We start from the raw sequence: 17315 nt of genomic DNA on the forward strand, positions 1-17315 counted from the left end.
GCCACTATATATAGCGGTGCCGCGTCAGGCGCCAACCGCCTTTCACTTCTCGAATTCAGGAATTTTCTGATCCATGGGCAAATCGCTGGTCATTGTGGAATCCCCGGCTAAGGCCAAGACCATCAACAAGTATTTGGGCAACGAATACGTGGTGAAGTCGAGTATCGGCCATATCCGAGACCTGCCCACCAGCGGTTCGGCTAGCGCCAGCAAAGAGCCAGCCGCCAAGCGCGGCAAGGCTGCTGCGGGTGAAGTGCCGGCCTTGTCGCCGAAAGAAAAGGCACGCAAGCAGCTGGTCGCGCGCATGGGCGTCGATCCCGATCATGGCTGGAAAGCCAAGTACGAGATCCTCCCGGGCAAGGAAAAGGTCATCGAAGAGCTGCGCCGGCTCGCCAAGGATGCTGACACCATCTATCTCGCAACCGACTTGGATCGCGAGGGGGAAGCCATTGCCTGGCACCTGCGCGAAGCCATCGGTGGTGATGACAGCCGCTACAAGCGCGTGGTGTTCAACGAAATCACCAAGAAGGCGATCCAGGAAGCCTTCTCACAGCCAGGCGAGCTGGACATCGATCGTGTCAACGCCCAGCAGGCGCGGCGTTTCCTCGACCGCGTGGTGGGTTACATGGTCTCGCCGCTGCTGTGGGCCAAGATCGCCCGTGGCCTGTCCGCCGGTCGCGTGCAATCGGTAGCCGTGAAGCTGGTGGTGGAGCGTGAGCGGGAAATCCGCGCGTTCATCCCCGAAGAATACTGGGAAGTCCACGCCGACCTCGGCACCGCCAAGGGTGCGACCGTGCGTTTCGACGTCGCTCGCGAGAAGGGCGAAGCCTTCAAACCGCTCAATGAAGCCCAGGCCATGGCCGCGCTGGAGAAGCTCAAGGCTTCCAGCTACAGCATCGTCAAGCGCGAAGACAAGCCGACCAGCAGCAAGCCGTCGGCACCGTTCATCACCTCCACCCTGCAACAGGCCGCGAGCAACCGCCTGGGCTTCGGCGTGAAGAAGACCATGATGATGGCCCAGCGTCTGTACGAAGCCGGCTACATCACTTACATGCGTACCGACTCGACCAACCTCTCGGTTGATGCCGTGGCGATGGCGCGTACCTATATTGAAGGCGAGTTCGGCAAGAAGTACCTGCCGGAAACCCCGAACGTCTACAGCAGCAAGGAAGGCGCACAAGAGGCTCACGAAGCGATTCGACCCTCCGACGCCAACACCGAGCCAAGCAAGCTGTCGGGCATGGAGCGTGATGCAGAGCGGCTCTACGAGCTGATCTGGCGCCAGTTCCTCGCGTGCCAGATGCTGCCGGCGCAATACCTGTCGACCACGGTCACCGTCGGTGCCGGCGACTTCGAGCTGCGCGCCAAGGGCCGTATCCTCAAGTTCGACGGTTACACCCGCGTGATGCCGCAAATCGCCAAGCCGGGCGACGACGACGTGCTGCCGGACATGGCCCAGGGCGACGCGATGAAGCTGATCAAGCTTGATCCGACCCAGCATTTCACCAAGCCGCCGGCGCGTTACTCGGAAGCCAGCCTGGTAAAGGAAATGGAAAAACGCGGCATCGGTCGTCCTTCGACTTATGCGGCAATCATTTCGACCATCCAGGACCGCGGCTACGTGGCGCTGCACAACCGTCGCTTCTATTCGGAAAAGATGGGCGACATCGTCACCGAGCGCCTGGCCGAGAGCTTCTCCAACCTGATGGACTACGGCTTCACCGCCGGTATGGAAGAGCACCTCGATGATGTGGCCCAGGGTGAACGCGACTGGAAAAACGTACTCGACGAGTTCTACGGCGACTTCAAGAAGAAACTCGAAGTGGCCGAAAGCCCGGACGGCGGGATGCGGGCCAACCAGCCGGTGATGACGGACATTCCGTGCACCACCTGCGGGCGTCCGATGCAGATCCGTACCGCGTCGACCGGTGTATTCCTCGGTTGTTCGGGCTACAGCCTGCCGCCGAAAGAGCGCTGCAAGGCGACCGTCAACCTGGTGCCGGGCGATGAAATCGCCGCGGACGACGAGGGTGAATCGGAATCGCTGGTGCTGCGTGGCAAGCACCGCTGCCCGATCTGCAGCACGGCGATGGACGCCTACCTGCTGGACGAGAAGCGCAAGCTGCACATCTGCGGTAACAACCCGGATTGCGCCGGCTACGAAATCGAAGAAGGCACCTATCGCATCAAGGGCTATGAAGGTCCGAGCCTGGAATGCGACAAGTGCGGCAGCGAGATGCAGCTCAAGACCGGCCGTTTCGGCAAGTTCTTCGGTTGCACCAACCCGACCTGCAAGAACACCCGCAAGCTTTTGAAAAGCGGTGACGCGGCGCCGCCGAAAATGGACCCGGTGAAAATGCCTGAGCTGAAATGCGAAAAGGTCAACGACACCTACATCCTGCGCGACGGTGCTTCGGGCCTGTTCCTGGCCGCCAGCCAGTTCCCGAAAAACCGCGAGACCCGTGCGCCGCTGGTGATCGAGATCGTACCGCACAAGGATGAGATCGATCCGAAGTACCACTTCCTTTGCGAAGCGCCAAAGAAAGATCCGGATGGCCTGCCGGCCGTGATCCGTTACAGCCGCAAGACCAAGGAGCAGTACGTGCAGACCGAAGTCGACGGCAAGCCGACTGGCTGGAAAGCGTTCTACGACGGTGGCAAGTGGAAGGTCGAGGACAAGCGACCGGCTGCGAAGGCGTAGAATCGCAAGACCTTGTAGGAGCGAGCTTGCTCGCGATGAACCTGAGACCACCGCGGGGTGGCAGGCTTCCCGCGTCATCGTTGACGACCATCGCGAGCAAGCTCGCTCCTACAGTACCTGCGTGAAGCAATTATTTCGATGTGGAGGCTGCCGTCATGGCCCACGAGCTCTATACCCGTACCAACCAGAAGATTTATTTCGCCGGCCTGTCGCTGGAGGCTCTCGCCAAGGCCGAAGAGGGGCGGGCGATGAATTCCCTGGCGCTGATTCAGGCAGGGCGCGAGTCGGCTTTGTTTCACCTGTACGGTGCGTTGCTGGGGCTGTGTCACGAGATTGCCGGCTTCTATCGTTTGCCTCAAGCCAATGCCTCCCGGGCCGAATCGTTGCTGACTCGCGAGGTGCTGGAAAGTATCGCTATTCCGGAAATGGCCGAGATGGTCGAGCTGGCCAACAACCCGGAAACCTGGCTGGCCAAGCTGCTGGCTGCCCATGCCGCGTTGTTTCAGCCGCCACGAGCGCCGCACAAGCCTAAGGGTGATGTGACGCAGCCGTTGATCCTGGCGGTAAACCTGGATGAGGAAGAAGCGCCTCAGGAGCTGGGTCGCGAGGAGCTGGAGAGCTGGCGGCAAAACCTGAAAAGCCTGGCCATCCGTTTTCGCGAAGGCTTGAACGAGTGCTAAGGGATTAAGCAATGCAGCGAACGACCTGCAGGGTTGTTTGCTTCACCCTGAGCGGTTTTTCGCGATGGCATCTGGTCAAGATCCCGAGCGAAGCCTGGCCGATGCCTATATAATGCCTGCCTTTCGTGGAGAACAGACCTTTATGCCAACGTCCTTTCTAGAAATTGTCGAGTTACCAGACGGCCGAATCGAGCTGCGCAGGGCTGAGGACGAGGGTTCTCTGGTTACTTTGGATTTCTCCGAGGATGCCAAGGCGTTCCTGCAAGGCCAACACGTAGAGGTCGCCAAGGCGATGTTGAGTGTCGGCGTGCAAATGGCTGGACGCCTGGTTGAAGGCGATTTTGAGAAGGAAGAGGGGCCGCGAGTCCTTCATTGACCCCGCCCGTCGGTTTTTACCGGCACTGCCTCCCATTGGCTTCTGCGTCCTGCTAGAAGCCCCGCGCATTCAGCGTGCGCCGTTAACCGAGTCGAATATTCAAGCTTTGAGCGTCCCCGGTCCGGGCGGCGCTGATCAGCTGTTGCCGTGAGTTAGTACTCAACGGGTTGAGCCAACTAACCACTGTATGACTACGACCGAGGCGAAGGGCCTCGCAAGTCAGTTGCTGGGCGCTTTGGGCGCCGCGAGGTTGCAGCAGCAGGATGCGTTCGCGATTGAGGCCTGCTTCCCGCAGCCAGGTCTGGGTCAGGCTGGCAGGCGGGGCGATCAGGGTCAGCCAGCGCGCATCCTGGTCCTGGCTGAGCTCGCGCAGGATCGGCGCCAGAAGGTTCAGGCAGTTCCCGGCTGCACCACGCAGAGACAGCTCACTGAAGACCTCGGGCTCGGTGCTCCAGGGTGACTCGACCACTTCCTTCAGGATCGGCGCCAATGGCTGTGCCATGAACGCCTCGAACAGTAGCGGCAGTTGGGCTTGCTGTGGTGTCTGTGGGAACTGCATAAAGCCTCCTTTAGCGGCGAATGACGCCGACGCTCAAGCCTTCGATCACCAGTTCCTGATCTTTAAGGTTCACTTCGATAGGCGCAAACTCGGGGTTTTCGGCCATCAGCCAGACTTTGCTGCCGTCGCGCTTGAAGCGCTTGACGGTGACTTCGTCGCCGATCCGCGCTACCACGATCTGGCCGTTGCGGGCTTCGCGGGTGGTATGGACGGCCAGCAGGTCGCCGTCGAAGATGCCCACATCCTTCATGCTCATGCCGTGCACCCGCAGCAGGTAATCGGCACGCGGGTGGAAGAACGCAGGGTTGATGTTGCAGGACTCTTCAACGTGTTGCTGCGCGAGGATCGGCGCGCCGGCGGCGACCCGGCCAATGATGGGCAGGCTGGAGTCGTCGGCCTTGGCCTCGAAACCGGGGATGCGGATGCCGCGGGACGCGCCCGGGGTCATCTCGATCGCGCCCTTGCGGGCCAGCGCCTTGAGGTGTTCTTCTGCCGCGTTGGGCGATTTGAAACCCAGTTCCTGGGCGATTTCCGCGCGGGTCGGCGGGTAGCCATTGTCTTCCAGGCAGCGTTTGATGAAGGCCAGAATCTCGGCTTGGCGTGGCGTCAGCTTTAGCATATTGATCGCTCTGTCTTTTTATACAGTGACTGGGATTATATACAGTGGAACGGTCTTGGCAATGCCCCTTTTTTTGCCCGCCGCCAGACGGTCGCTCAACGGGCTGATGGAAGCTTTGCGGTTGTGTGGTTAAATGACTGACCGACCATTCCCGAAACGAACTGCCAGACTTGACAATGCACGGGCTGAAACGTATGTTTCAAACAAGTGTTTGTCAGGCGGAGTAGCCATGGCCCAGTCGGAAACCGTTGAACGCATTCTCGATGCTGCCGAGCAGTTGTTCGCGGAAAAAGGTTTCGCTGAAACCTCATTGCGTTTGATCACCAGCAAGGCGGGTGTCAATCTCGCGGCGGTGAACTATCACTTCGGTTCGAAGAAGGCGCTGATCCAGGCGGTCTTCTCGCGCTTTCTGGGGCCATTCTGCATCAGCCTCGATAAAGAGCTGGAGCGGCGCCAGGCCCGACCTGAAAACAAGCCTTCCCTCGAGGAGCTGTTGGAAATCCTCGTCGAGCAAGCCCTGGTGGTGCAACCACGCAGCGGCAACGACCTGTCGATCTTCATGCGTTTGCTCGGGCTGGCCTTCAGCCAGAGCCAGGGGCATTTGCGTCGTTATCTGGAAGACATGTATGGCAAGGTGTTCCGCCGCTACATGCTGCTGGTGAACGAGGCTGCGCCGCGCATCCCGCCGATCGAGCTGTTCTGGCGCGTGCACTTCATGCTGGGTGCGGCTGCGTTCAGCATGTCCGGGATCAAGGCCTTGCGCGCCATCGCCGAAACCGACTTCGGGGTCAACACCTCCATCGAACAGGTCATGCGCCTGATGGTGCCGTTCCTGGCGGCCGGCATGCGTGCCGAGTCCGGGGTCACCGACTCGGCCATGGCCACCGCGCAGTTGCGTCCTCGTAGCAAATCGACACCGGTTGCCGCCAAGGTTTAACCGCTCATGGGTGGGCGCGGCAGCTTACATCCGATAAGCTAGCCGCCCATGCCGACTCTCGTTTTGAACCCGTTCCCGCTCATGATCATCGACCTCCCGGGTACAGCCCAGGGCGGCGCATCGCTGCGAGCCGGGTTTATCGTTATCAAGGAATTGCTATGACTGCTGGCCTGCAAGGCTCGTTGATGGTGGACGTCGCCGGTACCTGGCTGACGGCTGAAGATCGCCAATTGTTGCGCCACCCCGAAGTAGGCGGCCTGATCATTTTCGCCCGCAACATCGAGCATCCGCGCCAGGTGCGCGAGTTGAGCGCGGCGATCCGTGCCATCCGTCCCGACCTGCTGCTGGCGGTGGACCAGGAGGGCGGGCGCGTCCAGCGCCTGCGCCAGGGCTTCGTGCGACTGCCAGCGATGCGCGCCATTGCCGACAACCCGAATGCCGAATACCTGGCCGAGCAGTGCGGCTGGATCATGGCCACCGAGGTGTTGGCCGTAGGCCTGGACCTGAGCTTCGCCCCGGTGCTGGATATCGATCACCAGCGTAGCGCCGTGGTCGGGACCCGTTCGTTCGAAGCTGATCCACGGCGTGCCGCGCTTTTGGCCGGTGCCTTCATTCGCGGCATGAACGCCGCGGGCATGGCCGCCACCGGCAAGCACTTTCCCGGTCACGGCTGGGCAGAGGCGGATTCCCACGTCGCGATCCCCAATGACGAGCGCAGCCTCGAGCAGATCCGCGCCCACGACCTGGTGCCTTTCGCCCAGTTGAGCAAGCAGTTGGCCGCCGTCATGCCGGCCCACGTCATTTATCCACAGGTCGATGCCCAGCCAGCGGGCTTCTCCCGGCGCTGGCTGCAGGACATCCTGCGGGGCGAGCTGCAATTCGACGGAGTGATTTTCAGCGACGACCTGTCCATGGCCGGTGCCCATGTGGTGGGCGATGCCGCCAGCCGTATCGAAGCGGCGTTGACCGCCGGTTGCGACATGGGCCTGGTGTGCAACGACCGCGCGGCCGCCGAACTGGCCCTGAGCGCCGCCCAGCGCCTGAAGGTCAAGCCGTCGGCGCGCATTGCGCGGATGCGCGGCCAGGCGTTTGCGAGCACCGAGTACCGCCAGGATCCGCGCTGGCTGGCCGCTGTGGGCGCGCTGAGGGATGCTCAGCTTATCGATTAACGGGGGGGCGCCATGACGGTCTACGCGATTATCGGCGGTACCGGCCTGACCCGGCTGGAAGGCTTGGACATTCGTCAGTCATTGGCGCTGGACACTCCCTACGGCGCGCCGTCTGCCGAGGTGCAGATCGGCGAGTACGCCGGCCACGAAGTGCTGTTTCTCGCACGTCATGGTCACCCGCACCGTTTTGCCCCGCACCGGGTGAATTACCGCGCCAATCTCTGGGCGTTGAAGCAGGCCGGTGCCGAAGCGATTCTTGCGGTCAACGCGGTGGGTGGCATCAGCGCGGCGATGGGCACCGGGCATTTCTGTGTGCCACATCAATTGATCGACTACACCAGCGGCCGCGAGCACAGCTACTTTGCCGATGACCTGGAGCCGGTGACCCATATCGACTTCAGCTACCCCTACAGTGAATCCCTGCGTCAGCGCTTGATTGCAGCGCTGACGGCCGAAGGCGTCGGTTTCAGTGCCCAGGGTGTATATGCCTGCATGCAGGGTCCACGGCTGGAAACCGCCGCCGAGATCCTGCGCCTGGAGCGCGATGGCTGCGACATCGTCGGCATGACCGGGATGCCGGAAGCGGCCTTGGCCCGCGAGCTGGAACTGGATTACGCCTGCCTGGCGCTGGTGGTGAATCCAGCGGCGGGCAAGTCGGCATCGGTGATCAGCATGGCCGGGATCGAACAGGCGTTGAGTGAGGGGATGGGTAAGGTAAGGTCGACGTTGGCGCGGGTGCTCAAAGGATCGACAAGCGACTGATTTGTAGGAGCTGGCTTGCCAGCGAAGGGGCCCTAAAGCCCAACACAAAATTCACGACCGCCTTCGCCGGCAAGCCGGCTCCTACAGTTCGTATCTCGCTATTTCTCCAACTTATCCGGCAACGGCGCAAACAGCGCCTCGATATCATCACTCTGCAACTTCCAGTCCCCAGCCTGTCGCCCATCCAGCACGCCCGCCGCCAGGTCGGATTTTTCCTTCTGCAGGTGCTGGATCTTCTCCTCCACCGTGCCGCGGGCGATCAGCTTGTAAACGAACACCGGCTTCTCCTGGCCGATGCGATAGGCGCGGTCGGTGGCCTGGTTTTCCGTGGCCGGGTTCCACCAGGGGTCGTAATGGATCACGGTGTCCGCTTCCGTCAGGTTCAGGCCTACACCGCCGGCTTTCAGGCTGATGAGAAAGATCTGACGCTTGCCGCTCTGGAATTCCTTCACCGGTGTACGACGGTCGCGGGTCTGCCCCGTCAACAAGGCGTATTCAACACCGCGTTTCTTCAGTTCGACCTCGATCAAGGCCAGCATTGAAGTGAACTGCGAGAACAACAGGATCCGCCGGCCTTCCTCGAACAGCTCTTCGAGCATCTCCATCAGGCTGTCGAGCTTGCCCGAGGTGCTGCCCCGCGCCGGAAGGGTCGCGTCATTGACCAGGCGCAGGTCGCAACACACCTGGCGCAGCTTGAGCAGCGCCTCAAGAATGATGATCTGGCTGCGGGCCACGCCTTTGCGGGTGATTTCGTCGCGGACTTTCTTGTCCATGGCCAGGCGCATGGTTTCGTACAGGTCGCGCTGGGTTTCGTTGAGCTCGACCCAATGGATGATCTCGGTTTTCGGTGGCAGCTCGGTGGCCACCTGTTCCTTGGTCCGGCGCAGCAGGAAAGGTTTTATCCGACCGTTGAGGTGCTGCAGTCGTACTTCGCTGGTGCGCTTTTCAATCGGCACGCGGTAATCGCGGTTGAAGCTTTTCACGTCACCGAGCCAGCCGGGAAGGAGGAAATGAAACAGCGACCAGAGCTCGCCCAGGTGGTTTTCCAGTGGCGTTCCGCTCAGGCACAGGCGCTGGCGGGCGTTCAACTCCCGGGCCGCCTGGGCCGCCTTGCTGTTCGGGTTCTTGATGTATTGCGCTTCATCCAGCACCAGAACGTGCAACGGCTGCGCCGCCAGGCGTTCGACGTCCTTGGGCAGCAACGCGTAGGTGGTCAGGATCAGGTCGTAGTCGGCCAGGTTGTCGAAATGCTTTTTGCGGCTGGCGCCATACAGCGCCAGCACCTTGAGTTGCGGGGTGAAGTGCGCGGCTTCGTCGAGCCAGTTGGGAATCAGGCTGGTGGGCATCACCACCATGCAGGGGCGATCGAGGCGTCCGGCGATTTTCTCGCTGAGAATGTGCGCCAGGGTCTGCAGGGTTTTGCCCAGTCCCATGTCATCGGCGAGGATGCCGCCGACTTCCAGTTGCCGCAACGACTGCATCCAGCTCAGGCCTTCCAGCTGATACGGGCGCAGGGTCGCATTCAAGCCTTGCGGCGCTTCGGCGGTGTGGTCCTTGATGTCGCGCAGGCGCTGGGCAAAGGTGCGGATCTGCTCGCCACCTTCCCAGAGCAGCGGCAGGTCTTCCAGGGAATTGAGGCGCGTGGCATCGGCCTTGCTCAGGCGCAATGTGGTTTCACCCGGCTCTTGCAGGTAGAACTCGCCGAGCGTTGCCAGTACCGGTTTCAGGCGACCGAAGGGCAGGGCGACTTGCAGGGGACCGTGCTCGGCGTTCGGCCGGTTGGGAATGTTGACCAGGATCAGCTCGTCGTCGCGCCGCCTTGCCAGGCGTTCCGGGTTGAGCAGTTCGGTGTGCGAGCGCATCAGGTTCAACAGGATCGGCAACAGGCTCAGCCGCTCGCCATTGACGATGATCCCCAGTTCCAGGTCGAACCAATCCCGCTCCGGCGCCTGTTCGACCGTGGCGTACCAGTCGTCCACGGCGGTCAGGTCGAATCCGAAGTCCTCGTTGATCAGCAGTTCCCAGCCCTGGGTGCGCAACTTCGGCAGTTCATTGAGGGTGAAGGTCAACCAGGCGCTGTCATTGACCATTTCATACAGTTCACCGGCGCTTTCCGGCAGGGCCTTGCTTTGCCGGGTGGCAATCTTGAAGCCGAGGATTCGCAGCTGTTCGCGGTAGGACTGTTCCACCTCCGGGTGGCGTTTTATCCGCAGGGTCTGGGTCTCCTGGCGAATCAGGATGTCGGAATTCTTCTGGCCTGAAACGTATTCATCCAGATAACTGAAGGACAGCGCCGCGCGATGCTGGATGTAGCGCTGCATCCGCCCGTTGCGCGGTTCGAAGGCGCTGAACTCGATGCTCGCCAGCCACAGGCGCGGTACCGGTTGCACGTTGTCCACCAGGACTTGCGGTGGCGCCTTGGGGCTGCGGTTTTCCAGCACCGCCTGGAGTTTTTCCAGGAGTTCGGCGTCTTTGGCAGCGGCGGGGTAGTCGAGGGTTTCCTGGACCTGCAGGAGCACCGCCGCGCAATGTTTGCAGTTGCTGTGGACCGGGCAGGAGCAGGTGGCATCGACCATCAGCAAGGTGCCTTTGGCCGACTCGCGCAGGCGAATGGTCTGACGGTAGACGTTACCGCCAGAGCCTTCGCATGCCGCGGTGATTGTCGAGTCCCCGACCTCGACGATCCTGACGCGATTTTCCAATGCGTAGCGGCGACCGCGCTCCAGGCTCTGTTCCTTGAATCGGCTGACCCAGGAAGGTGCCAGGGGTTTGCTCAGGGTCGTCGCGGACATGGGGGCTTCAATCAGTCCGGAATGGATTCAGGGGCTTCCCGGGGAGCGGGCGCCGTCATTGATGTGATCTTGATCAGCAGGCCCAGGTGGCCGTTGTCGAGGAAGTTGAGCTGGCCATTCTTGGTGTGGCTTTCCTGTTTCAGGCGTTCGCTGGCGGTGACCAGGCCTTCTTCGTTGATCTGGTTGACCCAGAAATCGGCGTCGACGTCGGTGAAGCGCCCCAGTTTCATGCTCAGCGTACCCTCGATCGGGAACTGGCCGAATTGCTCCTTGCCATCGCTGATCGCGACTTTGGTGGCTTCCTCACCGAGCGTCTGTTGCCAGGCTTTGTGCAGCAGCACGGTGTATTCATTGCTGGCGGTGAGTTTTTCCACTTCGCCATTCAGGCTCGGCGTGCGCAGGCTGTCAGGGCTGACGGCTTGCGCGCCAGCGGCCCAGTCTTCCGGCGCGGCACGGCTGACAATCGCCGGCACGGCGTTCTGCCGTACCAGAATCATTTCAATCTGATACAGATCATCGGCAAAAACCGAAGGGGTGACCAGTGCTGTTATTAACATCGTCAACAAGGTCAGTGAGCGAAACAGGCGCATGCGGCGTCCTTCAAGCAGTTTTCGGGATGAGGCGCTCAAACAGCGCCTCTACAGTATTAAAGCGCTCTTGCGGGCTTTCCATCGGGACCTGGAACTTAAACATTGTCGCCCCTTCGAATTTGTAGCGTTTGGGCTGGCTCTGGATCAGCTTGATCAGGGTCAGCGGATCGACCGGGGTTTGTGTCGCAAACTCGATTCGACCACCCTGCGGGCCGCCGTCGACTTTCTTGATGCCCAGTAACTCGGCCTGCAGTTTCAGGGCGGTGATGCGCATCAGGTTCTTGGTCGGCTCCGGCAACAGGCCGAAGCGGTCGATCATCTCTACCTGCAAGTCCTTGAGGCCTTCCTCGTCGGTGGCCGAGGCGATGCGCTTGTACAGAATCAGGCGGGCGTGGACGTCCGGCAGGTAGTCCTCGGGAATCAACGCCGGTACGCGCAAGTTGACTTCCGGACCGCCGCCCAAAGGCTGGTCGAGGTTGGGTTGTTCGCCCTTGCGGATCGACTTCACCGCGCGCTCGAGCATTTCCATGTACAGCGTGAACCCGACCGCCTGGATCTGCCCGCTTTGCCCGTCGCCGAGCAATTCGCCGGCGCCACGGATTTCCAGGTCGTTGGTGGCGAGCACGAAGCCCGCGCCGAGGTCCTGGGTGTTGGCAATCGCTTCCAGACGCTTTTCCGCGTCCGCGGTGATCTGCTGGCGCGGTGGCGTCAGCAGGTAGGCGTAGGCCTGGTGGTGACTGCGCCCGACGCGGCCGCGCAACTGGTGCAGCTGCGCCAGGCCGAACTTGTCGGCGCGTTCGATGATGATGGTGTTGGCGCTCGGCACGTCAATGCCGGTCTCGATGATGGTCGAGGCGATCAGCACGTTGAAACGCTTGTGGTAGAAGTCGCTCATCACCTGTTCGAGGTCGCGCTCGCGCATCTGCCCGTGGCCGATGCCGATCCGCGCTTCGGGCACCAGTTCGGCGAGGTCGGCGGCGCATTTCTCGATGGTCTTCACGTCGTTGTGCAGGTAGTAGACCTGGCCGCCACGCAGCAGCTCACGCAGCAGGGCTTCCTTGACCGTGCTCTTGTTCTGCTCCATGACGAAGGTGCGCACCGACAGGCGCCGGGCTGGCGGAGTGGCGATGATCGACAGGTCGCGTATGCCCGACACGGCCATGTTCAGCGTGCGCGGAATCGGCGTGGCGGTCAGGGTGAGGATGTCGACTTCGCTGCGCAGGGCCTTGAGCTGTTCTTTCTGACGGACACCGAAGCGGTGTTCTTCGTCGATGATCACCAGCCCCAGGTTCTTGATTTTTACATCGTCGGACAGCAACTTGTGCGTACCGATGACGATGTCGATCTTGCCTTCGGCCAGGTCCGCGATCGCGGCGTTGACTTCCTTGGCCGACTTGAAGCGGCTCATCACTTCCACGCTCACCGGCCAGTCGGCGAAGCGGTCGCGGAAGCTGTTGTAGTGCTGCTGGGCGAGCAGGGTGGTCGGCACCAGGATCGCCACCTGGCGACCGCCGTGTACGGCAATGAACGCGGCACGCATGGCCACTTCGGTTTTGCCGAAGCCGACGTCGCCGCACACCAGGCGGTCCATCGGTTTTGGCGCGAGCATGTCTTCGCGCACCGCCTCGATGGTGGTCTGCTGGTCCGGGGTTTCCTCGAATGGGAAACCGGCGCTGAAGGTGGCGTAATCGGCTTTCGGGTCGGCGAAGGCATAACCTTCCCGGGCGGCGCGGCGTGCATAGATGTCGAGCAATTCGGCGGCGACGTCGCGCACCTGTTCGGCGGCCTTGCGCTTGGCTTTTTGCCAGGTCTCGGAACCCAGGCGATGCAGCGGGGCGAGGGCGTCGTCGCTGCCGGTGTAGCGGGCGATCAGGTGCAGGTTGGCCACCGGCACGTAGAGCTTGGCGCCCTCGGCGTATTCCAGGGCGAGGAATTCGGCGGCCTGGTTGTCGATTTCCAGGGTGGCCAGGCCCAGGTAACGACCGACGCCGTGGTCGATGTGCACCACCGGCGCGCCTTCGCGCAGCTCGGTGAGGTTCTTGATGACCGCGTCGTTGTTGGCATCGGCGCGCTTCTCGCGGCGCCGGCGCTGCATCACGCGCTGGCCGAACAACGGGCTTTCGGCGACCAGCGCCAGGGCCGGGTCGTCCAGCAGCAAACCTTCATCCAGCGGCGCGATGGTGATCGCCAGGCGATCCTTGCCGGCGACGAAGTCCGGCCAGCTGTCGACGGTTTTCGGTCGCAACTTCAGGCGTTCGAGCAGTTCCAGCAGCACTTCGCGACGACCCGCGGACTCGGCGGTAAACAGCACGCGACCGGGGAATTCGTCGAGGAAACCGGCCAGCGCCGCCAAGGGTTGCGTGGCCTTGGCTTCGATGGCCAGGTTCGGCAGCTCCCGGGCAGGGAAGCGTTCGCGGCCGGCGCCGCTTTCCACATCCTGTTGACTCGCCACTACCCGTGGCCAGTTTTTCAGGCGCGCGAAGCAGTCTTCCACCGGCAGGAACAGTTCGGCGGGCGGCAATAAAGGACGGGATGGATCGACACGTCGCTCTTCATAACGATTGCGCACGTCGTTCCAGAAGTTCTCGGCAGCCTGTTCGATGCCGGGCAGGGAGAACACTTGCGTGTCCTGGGGCAGGTAATCGAACAGGGTCGAGGTTTCTTCGAAAAACAGCGGCAGGTAGTACTCGATACCGGCCGGGGTAATCCCGCTGCTCAGGTCCTGGAAGATCGGGCAGCGCCGGAAGTCGACATCGAAACGCTCGCGAAAGCGCGCCTTGAAGCGGGTGACCGCCTCTTTCTGCAATGGGAATTCCTTGGCCGGCAGCAGCTTGACCGAATCGACCTTGTCGATGGAGCGCTGGTTTTCCGGGTCGAAGGTGCGCAGGGTCTCGATTTCGTCGTCGAACAGGTCGATGCGATACGGCAACTTGCTGCCCATCGGGAACAGGTCGATCAGCGAGCCGCGCACGGTGAATTCGCCATGCTCGTACACGGTATCGACGTAGCGATAGCCGGTGGCCTCGAGGCGGCTGCGCATCTGCTCGACGTCGAGCTTCTGGCCGACATCCAGCACCAGGCTGCTGCCGAGCAGGAACTTGGTTGGCGCCAGGCGGTGCAGGGCGGTGGTGATCGGCACCACCAGCACGCCGTGCGACAGCTCGGGCAGCCTATAGAGGCTGGCGATGCGCTGGGAAATGATGTCCTGGTGCGGCGAGAACAGGTCGTAGGGCAGGGTTTCCCAGTCGGGGAAATGCAGTACGGGCAAATCCGGGGCGAAGAAACCCAGCTCCTGTTCCAGCCGTTCGGCACTTTGGCTGTCGGCGGTGAGCAGCAGGGTAAAGCGCTTGGCAGCGCTGGCAGCCTCGGCGATGGCCAGGCTCAGGGCGGCACCGGGCAGGTTGCCCCAGTGCTGTTTACCTGCCGCGGCAGGGAGAAGCGGTAGACGCAGAACGGGCACGGAAGGTTGAGCTCCAAGCGTTGCGACAAAGTCGGTAATTGTAGCGGTCCCGGGTGCCGCCTGTCAGTTGCAGACTGTGTCTATTACGCAGGTTTGGCGAAATGTAGTGGTAAAGACAAAAAACCACTGTTTTTTACCGTAAAAACCAGAATATGTAGTGGTAAAACCAGCAGGTGTTACGGAGGGTTACGGACAAGGTAGCGTTGTCTCCAAAAAATTGACTGCGCTGAAAGCCCCGGTTTCATTGGGTTCCAGCGATGCGTGATTTTTTTGAAGGGAAAATTGTTACGGATCGCACGACAGGCGCGCATTGCTACACGAGGCTTACGGCGGCATAATGTAGCCCCTTTTTTCTGCCCCTACATGTGGAAGGTTCCCGTGACTCAGAAGCCCGACCAGTGTCTTGGTGAATGGATCGACCGTGAAGCACTCGCAGAAGCGATGATTCCGCTTATCGGTCAGCTCTACCGCAATAACAATGTGGTGAGCTCGATCTATGGCCGCAGCCTGATCAATCGTTCAGTCATTGCGATTCTCAAAGCTCACCGCTTTGCTCGTCACCGTCAAACCGACGATACCGAGCTGTCCGTCCACGAAACATTCCCGCTGCTCAAGGCGATGAGCGAGCTCAAGCTCGGCGCCGCTTCGGTAGACCTGGGCAAGCTGGCAGCCAAATTCAAGGCTGAAGGCAATGGCCGTACTGCCGAGCAGTTCGTCCGTGAAGAACTGGCCGACGTGGTTGGCCAGCAGAACGCCTCCGCCCGCAAAGGCACCGACGTTGTCCTGTACGGCTTCGGTCGTATCGGCCGTCTGCTGGCGCGCATCCTGATCGAGAAAACCGGTGGCGGCGACGGCCTGCGCCTGCGCGCCATCGTCGTGCGCAAGGGCGCCGAGAACGACCTGGTCAAACGCGCCAGCCTGCTGCGTCGCGACTCGGTCCATGGTCCGTTCGATGGCACCATCACCATCGATGAAGCCAACAACACCATCACCGCCAACGGCAACCTGATCCAGGTTATCTACGCCAAGAGCCCGGCCGAAGTCGACTACACCCAGTACGGCATCGAAAACGCACTGATCGTCGACAACACCGGCGTATGGCGTGACGCAGACGGCCTGGGCCAGCACCTGGCCTGCCCGGGCGCTGCCCGCGTGATCCTCACCGCACCTGGCAAGGGCGCGCTGAAGAACATCGTGCACGGCATCAACCATGGCGACATCAGCCCTGACGACAAGATCATTTCGGCCGCTTCCTGCACCACCAACGCCATCGTGCCGGTGCTGAAGGCTGTGAATGACAAGTTCGGCATCGTCAACGGCCACGTCGAAACCGTTCACTCGTTCACCAACGACCAGAACCTGATCGACAACTTCCACAAGGGTAGCCGTCGTGGCCGCGCCGCGCCGCTGAACATGGTTATCACCGAGACCGGTGCAGCCACCGCAGCCGCCAAGGCACTGCCAGTGCTCAAGGGCAAGCTGACCGGCAACGCGATTCGCGTTCCTACGCCAAACGTGTCGATGGCCATCCTGAACCTGAACCTGGAAAAGGCCACCACCCGCGAAGAGATCAACGAGTACCTGCGCCAGATGGCCATGCACTCGGACCTGCACAAGCAGATCGACTACGTCAATTCGCAGGAAGTGGTTTCCACCGACTTCGTTGGCTCGCGCCACGCAGGCGTTGTGGACGCTGAAGCGACCATCACCCAGGATAACCGCGTTGTACTGTACGTCTGGTACGACAACGAATTCGGTTACAGCTGCCAGGTGGTTCGCGTAATGGAAGACATGGCCGGTGTAAACCCGCCAGCATTCCCGCGCTAAGCCTATAGCTGCACATTAAAACGCCCCGACTTTGGTCGGGGCGTTTTTGTTTGTGCGTGAAGACTTTTTCTTACGGAATAAATGCTCTTTAGAAACACTCTTGTAGGAAAAGGATTGTTTCTTTTGGAGAAACTTCTGAATCGTCTTTTTGACCCTGCCGTGAGGGTCGCAACGCTGTTAGCGTCCGTCGTATTATTTCTGAACACCCTTCCAAGGATAAGGAGTTTGAAATGAATGCACCCTTTCAGTTCTTGTATGGCAATGCTGTTTCTCCAGAGTATCTGCGCAGTCTGAACAACCCCTACTTCACTGAGCAGCACATTGCGCAATTCGATGAGCAAACCCAGGCGACTGTTCGCGAACAGCAGGCATACCTTGACGCTCATCCCGCCATCGCCATCTTCCGATGCGCCACCGAGGGCAGCCACACCCGTAACGGCGGAGTGATCCAGCAAGGGACCGGACTGCAGGAGTTCGTGTTGGAAAATGGACGGTCGGTGCGCGGAGCGCGCAAAGGCGACGAGGTCCTGTACGCAGATGGCAGTACGGCGCAGATCATCACAGGCGCGGGGCAAGTTAACAATGATGTGGCATTGGTCGGCAGCTTGCTCAGCAATGGCGACGAGATCATCAATACGCCGCAGGACGGCTTCGTGTTTGTTGCGCGCGAAGGGGAGTCGATGGTTGAGGATTTTCTGCCATCTATCGCGGACTGAGCGATCAAGTCTGGCGCTGACCAAGGCTGTCTCAGTGCGGCGTTGCTTGAATGCTGACGCAGATGACGGTCGCAACCCCTCGTCGTAAGCCTTCTGGACTCTACCGGAAGTCATGGAGAAGAAATTC

At 61.1% G+C, this 17315-nt stretch carries 13 protein-coding genes; 8 read left to right on the top strand and 5 right to left on the bottom strand.

What is annotated here, in order from left to right:
• Positions 1-73 precede the first annotated feature (73 nt).
• The 3 genes from topA (at position 74) to ACYP2Q_RS06360 (ending at position 3757) form a co-directional block, all read left to right on the top strand.
• Positions 74-2701 (top strand): type I DNA topoisomerase, encoded by a 2628-nt coding sequence (gene topA, locus ACYP2Q_RS06350; RefSeq protein WP_459729725.1) that lies wholly within the window; start codon positions 74-76, stop codon positions 2699-2701.
• Positions 2702-2856: 155 nt separating this feature from the next.
• Positions 2857-3381, top strand: coding sequence for a DUF6586 family protein (locus ACYP2Q_RS06355; RefSeq protein ID WP_180204994.1), 525 nt, complete (start codon positions 2857-2859; stop codon positions 3379-3381).
• A 142-nt stretch (positions 3382-3523) separates the two neighbouring features.
• On the top strand, positions 3524-3757 hold the full coding sequence (locus ACYP2Q_RS06360; RefSeq protein WP_274077098.1) for a hypothetical protein: 234 nt from the start codon (positions 3524-3526) through the stop codon (positions 3755-3757).
• 82 nt (positions 3758-3839) lie between these two features.
• On the opposite strand, the gene sulA is transcribed toward ACYP2Q_RS06360, so the two are convergent.
• Positions 3840-4316 (bottom strand): SOS-induced cell division inhibitor SulA, encoded by a 477-nt coding sequence (sulA, locus tag ACYP2Q_RS06365; RefSeq protein ID WP_459729726.1) that lies wholly within the window; start codon positions 4314-4316, stop codon positions 3840-3842.
• Between the two features lie 10 nt (positions 4317-4326).
• Positions 4327-4935 carry a transcriptional repressor LexA gene (gene lexA / locus ACYP2Q_RS06370; protein ID WP_274077082.1) on the bottom strand — a complete coding sequence of 203 codons (609 nt, stop codon included), beginning with the start codon at positions 4933-4935 and terminating at the stop codon, positions 4327-4329.
• A gap of 229 nt (positions 4936-5164) precedes the next feature.
• Between lexA and ACYP2Q_RS06375 the strand changes: the two genes are divergently transcribed.
• The 3 genes from ACYP2Q_RS06375 (at position 5165) to ACYP2Q_RS06385 (ending at position 7803) form a co-directional block, all read left to right on the top strand.
• A complete protein-coding gene (locus ACYP2Q_RS06375) occupies positions 5165-5872 on the top strand; it encodes a TetR/AcrR family transcriptional regulator (RefSeq protein WP_436277211.1) in 708 nt (235 codons plus the stop codon).
• 158 nt (positions 5873-6030) lie between these two features.
• Positions 6031-7041: a beta-N-acetylhexosaminidase gene (nagZ, locus tag ACYP2Q_RS06380; protein WP_459729727.1), complete on the top strand. Its 1011-nt coding sequence runs from the start codon at positions 6031-6033 to the stop codon at positions 7039-7041.
• A gap of 12 nt (positions 7042-7053) precedes the next feature.
• Positions 7054-7803: an S-methyl-5'-thioinosine phosphorylase gene (locus tag ACYP2Q_RS06385; protein WP_459729728.1), complete on the top strand. Its 750-nt coding sequence runs from the start codon at positions 7054-7056 to the stop codon at positions 7801-7803.
• Positions 7804-7901: 98 nt separating this feature from the next.
• Here the strand turns inward: ACYP2Q_RS06385 and ACYP2Q_RS06390 are convergent, their stop codons facing one another.
• From ACYP2Q_RS06390 to mfd, 3 genes are read right to left on the bottom strand one after another with little or no spacing between them, the layout of a single operon-like run.
• Positions 7902-10595 carry an SNF2-related protein gene (locus ACYP2Q_RS06390; protein ID WP_459729729.1) on the bottom strand — a complete coding sequence of 898 codons (2694 nt, stop codon included), beginning with the start codon at positions 10593-10595 and terminating at the stop codon, positions 7902-7904.
• A gap of 11 nt (positions 10596-10606) precedes the next feature.
• Complete coding sequence (locus ACYP2Q_RS06395) at positions 10607-11185, bottom strand: CsiV family protein (RefSeq protein WP_459729730.1); 579 nt, start codon at positions 11183-11185, stop codon at positions 10607-10609.
• A 10-nt stretch (positions 11186-11195) separates the two neighbouring features.
• Positions 11196-14645 (bottom strand): transcription-repair coupling factor, encoded by a 3450-nt coding sequence (gene mfd / locus ACYP2Q_RS06400; protein ID WP_459729731.1) that lies wholly within the window; start codon positions 14643-14645, stop codon positions 11196-11198.
• A 363-nt stretch (positions 14646-15008) separates the two neighbouring features.
• Between mfd and ACYP2Q_RS06405 the strand changes: the two genes are divergently transcribed.
• Both ACYP2Q_RS06405 and ACYP2Q_RS06410 read left to right on the top strand, forming a co-directional pair.
• Positions 15009-16472: a glyceraldehyde-3-phosphate dehydrogenase gene (locus ACYP2Q_RS06405; protein WP_274077075.1), complete on the top strand. Its 1464-nt coding sequence runs from the start codon at positions 15009-15011 to the stop codon at positions 16470-16472.
• Positions 16473-16702: 230 nt separating this feature from the next.
• Positions 16703-17188, top strand: a complete 486-nt coding sequence (locus ACYP2Q_RS06410) for a PAAR domain-containing protein (protein ID WP_459729732.1) — start codon at positions 16703-16705, stop codon at positions 17186-17188.
• The last annotated feature ends 127 nt before the right edge of the window (positions 17189-17315 follow it).

Source organism: Pseudomonas sp. MHK4, assembly GCF_054600775.1.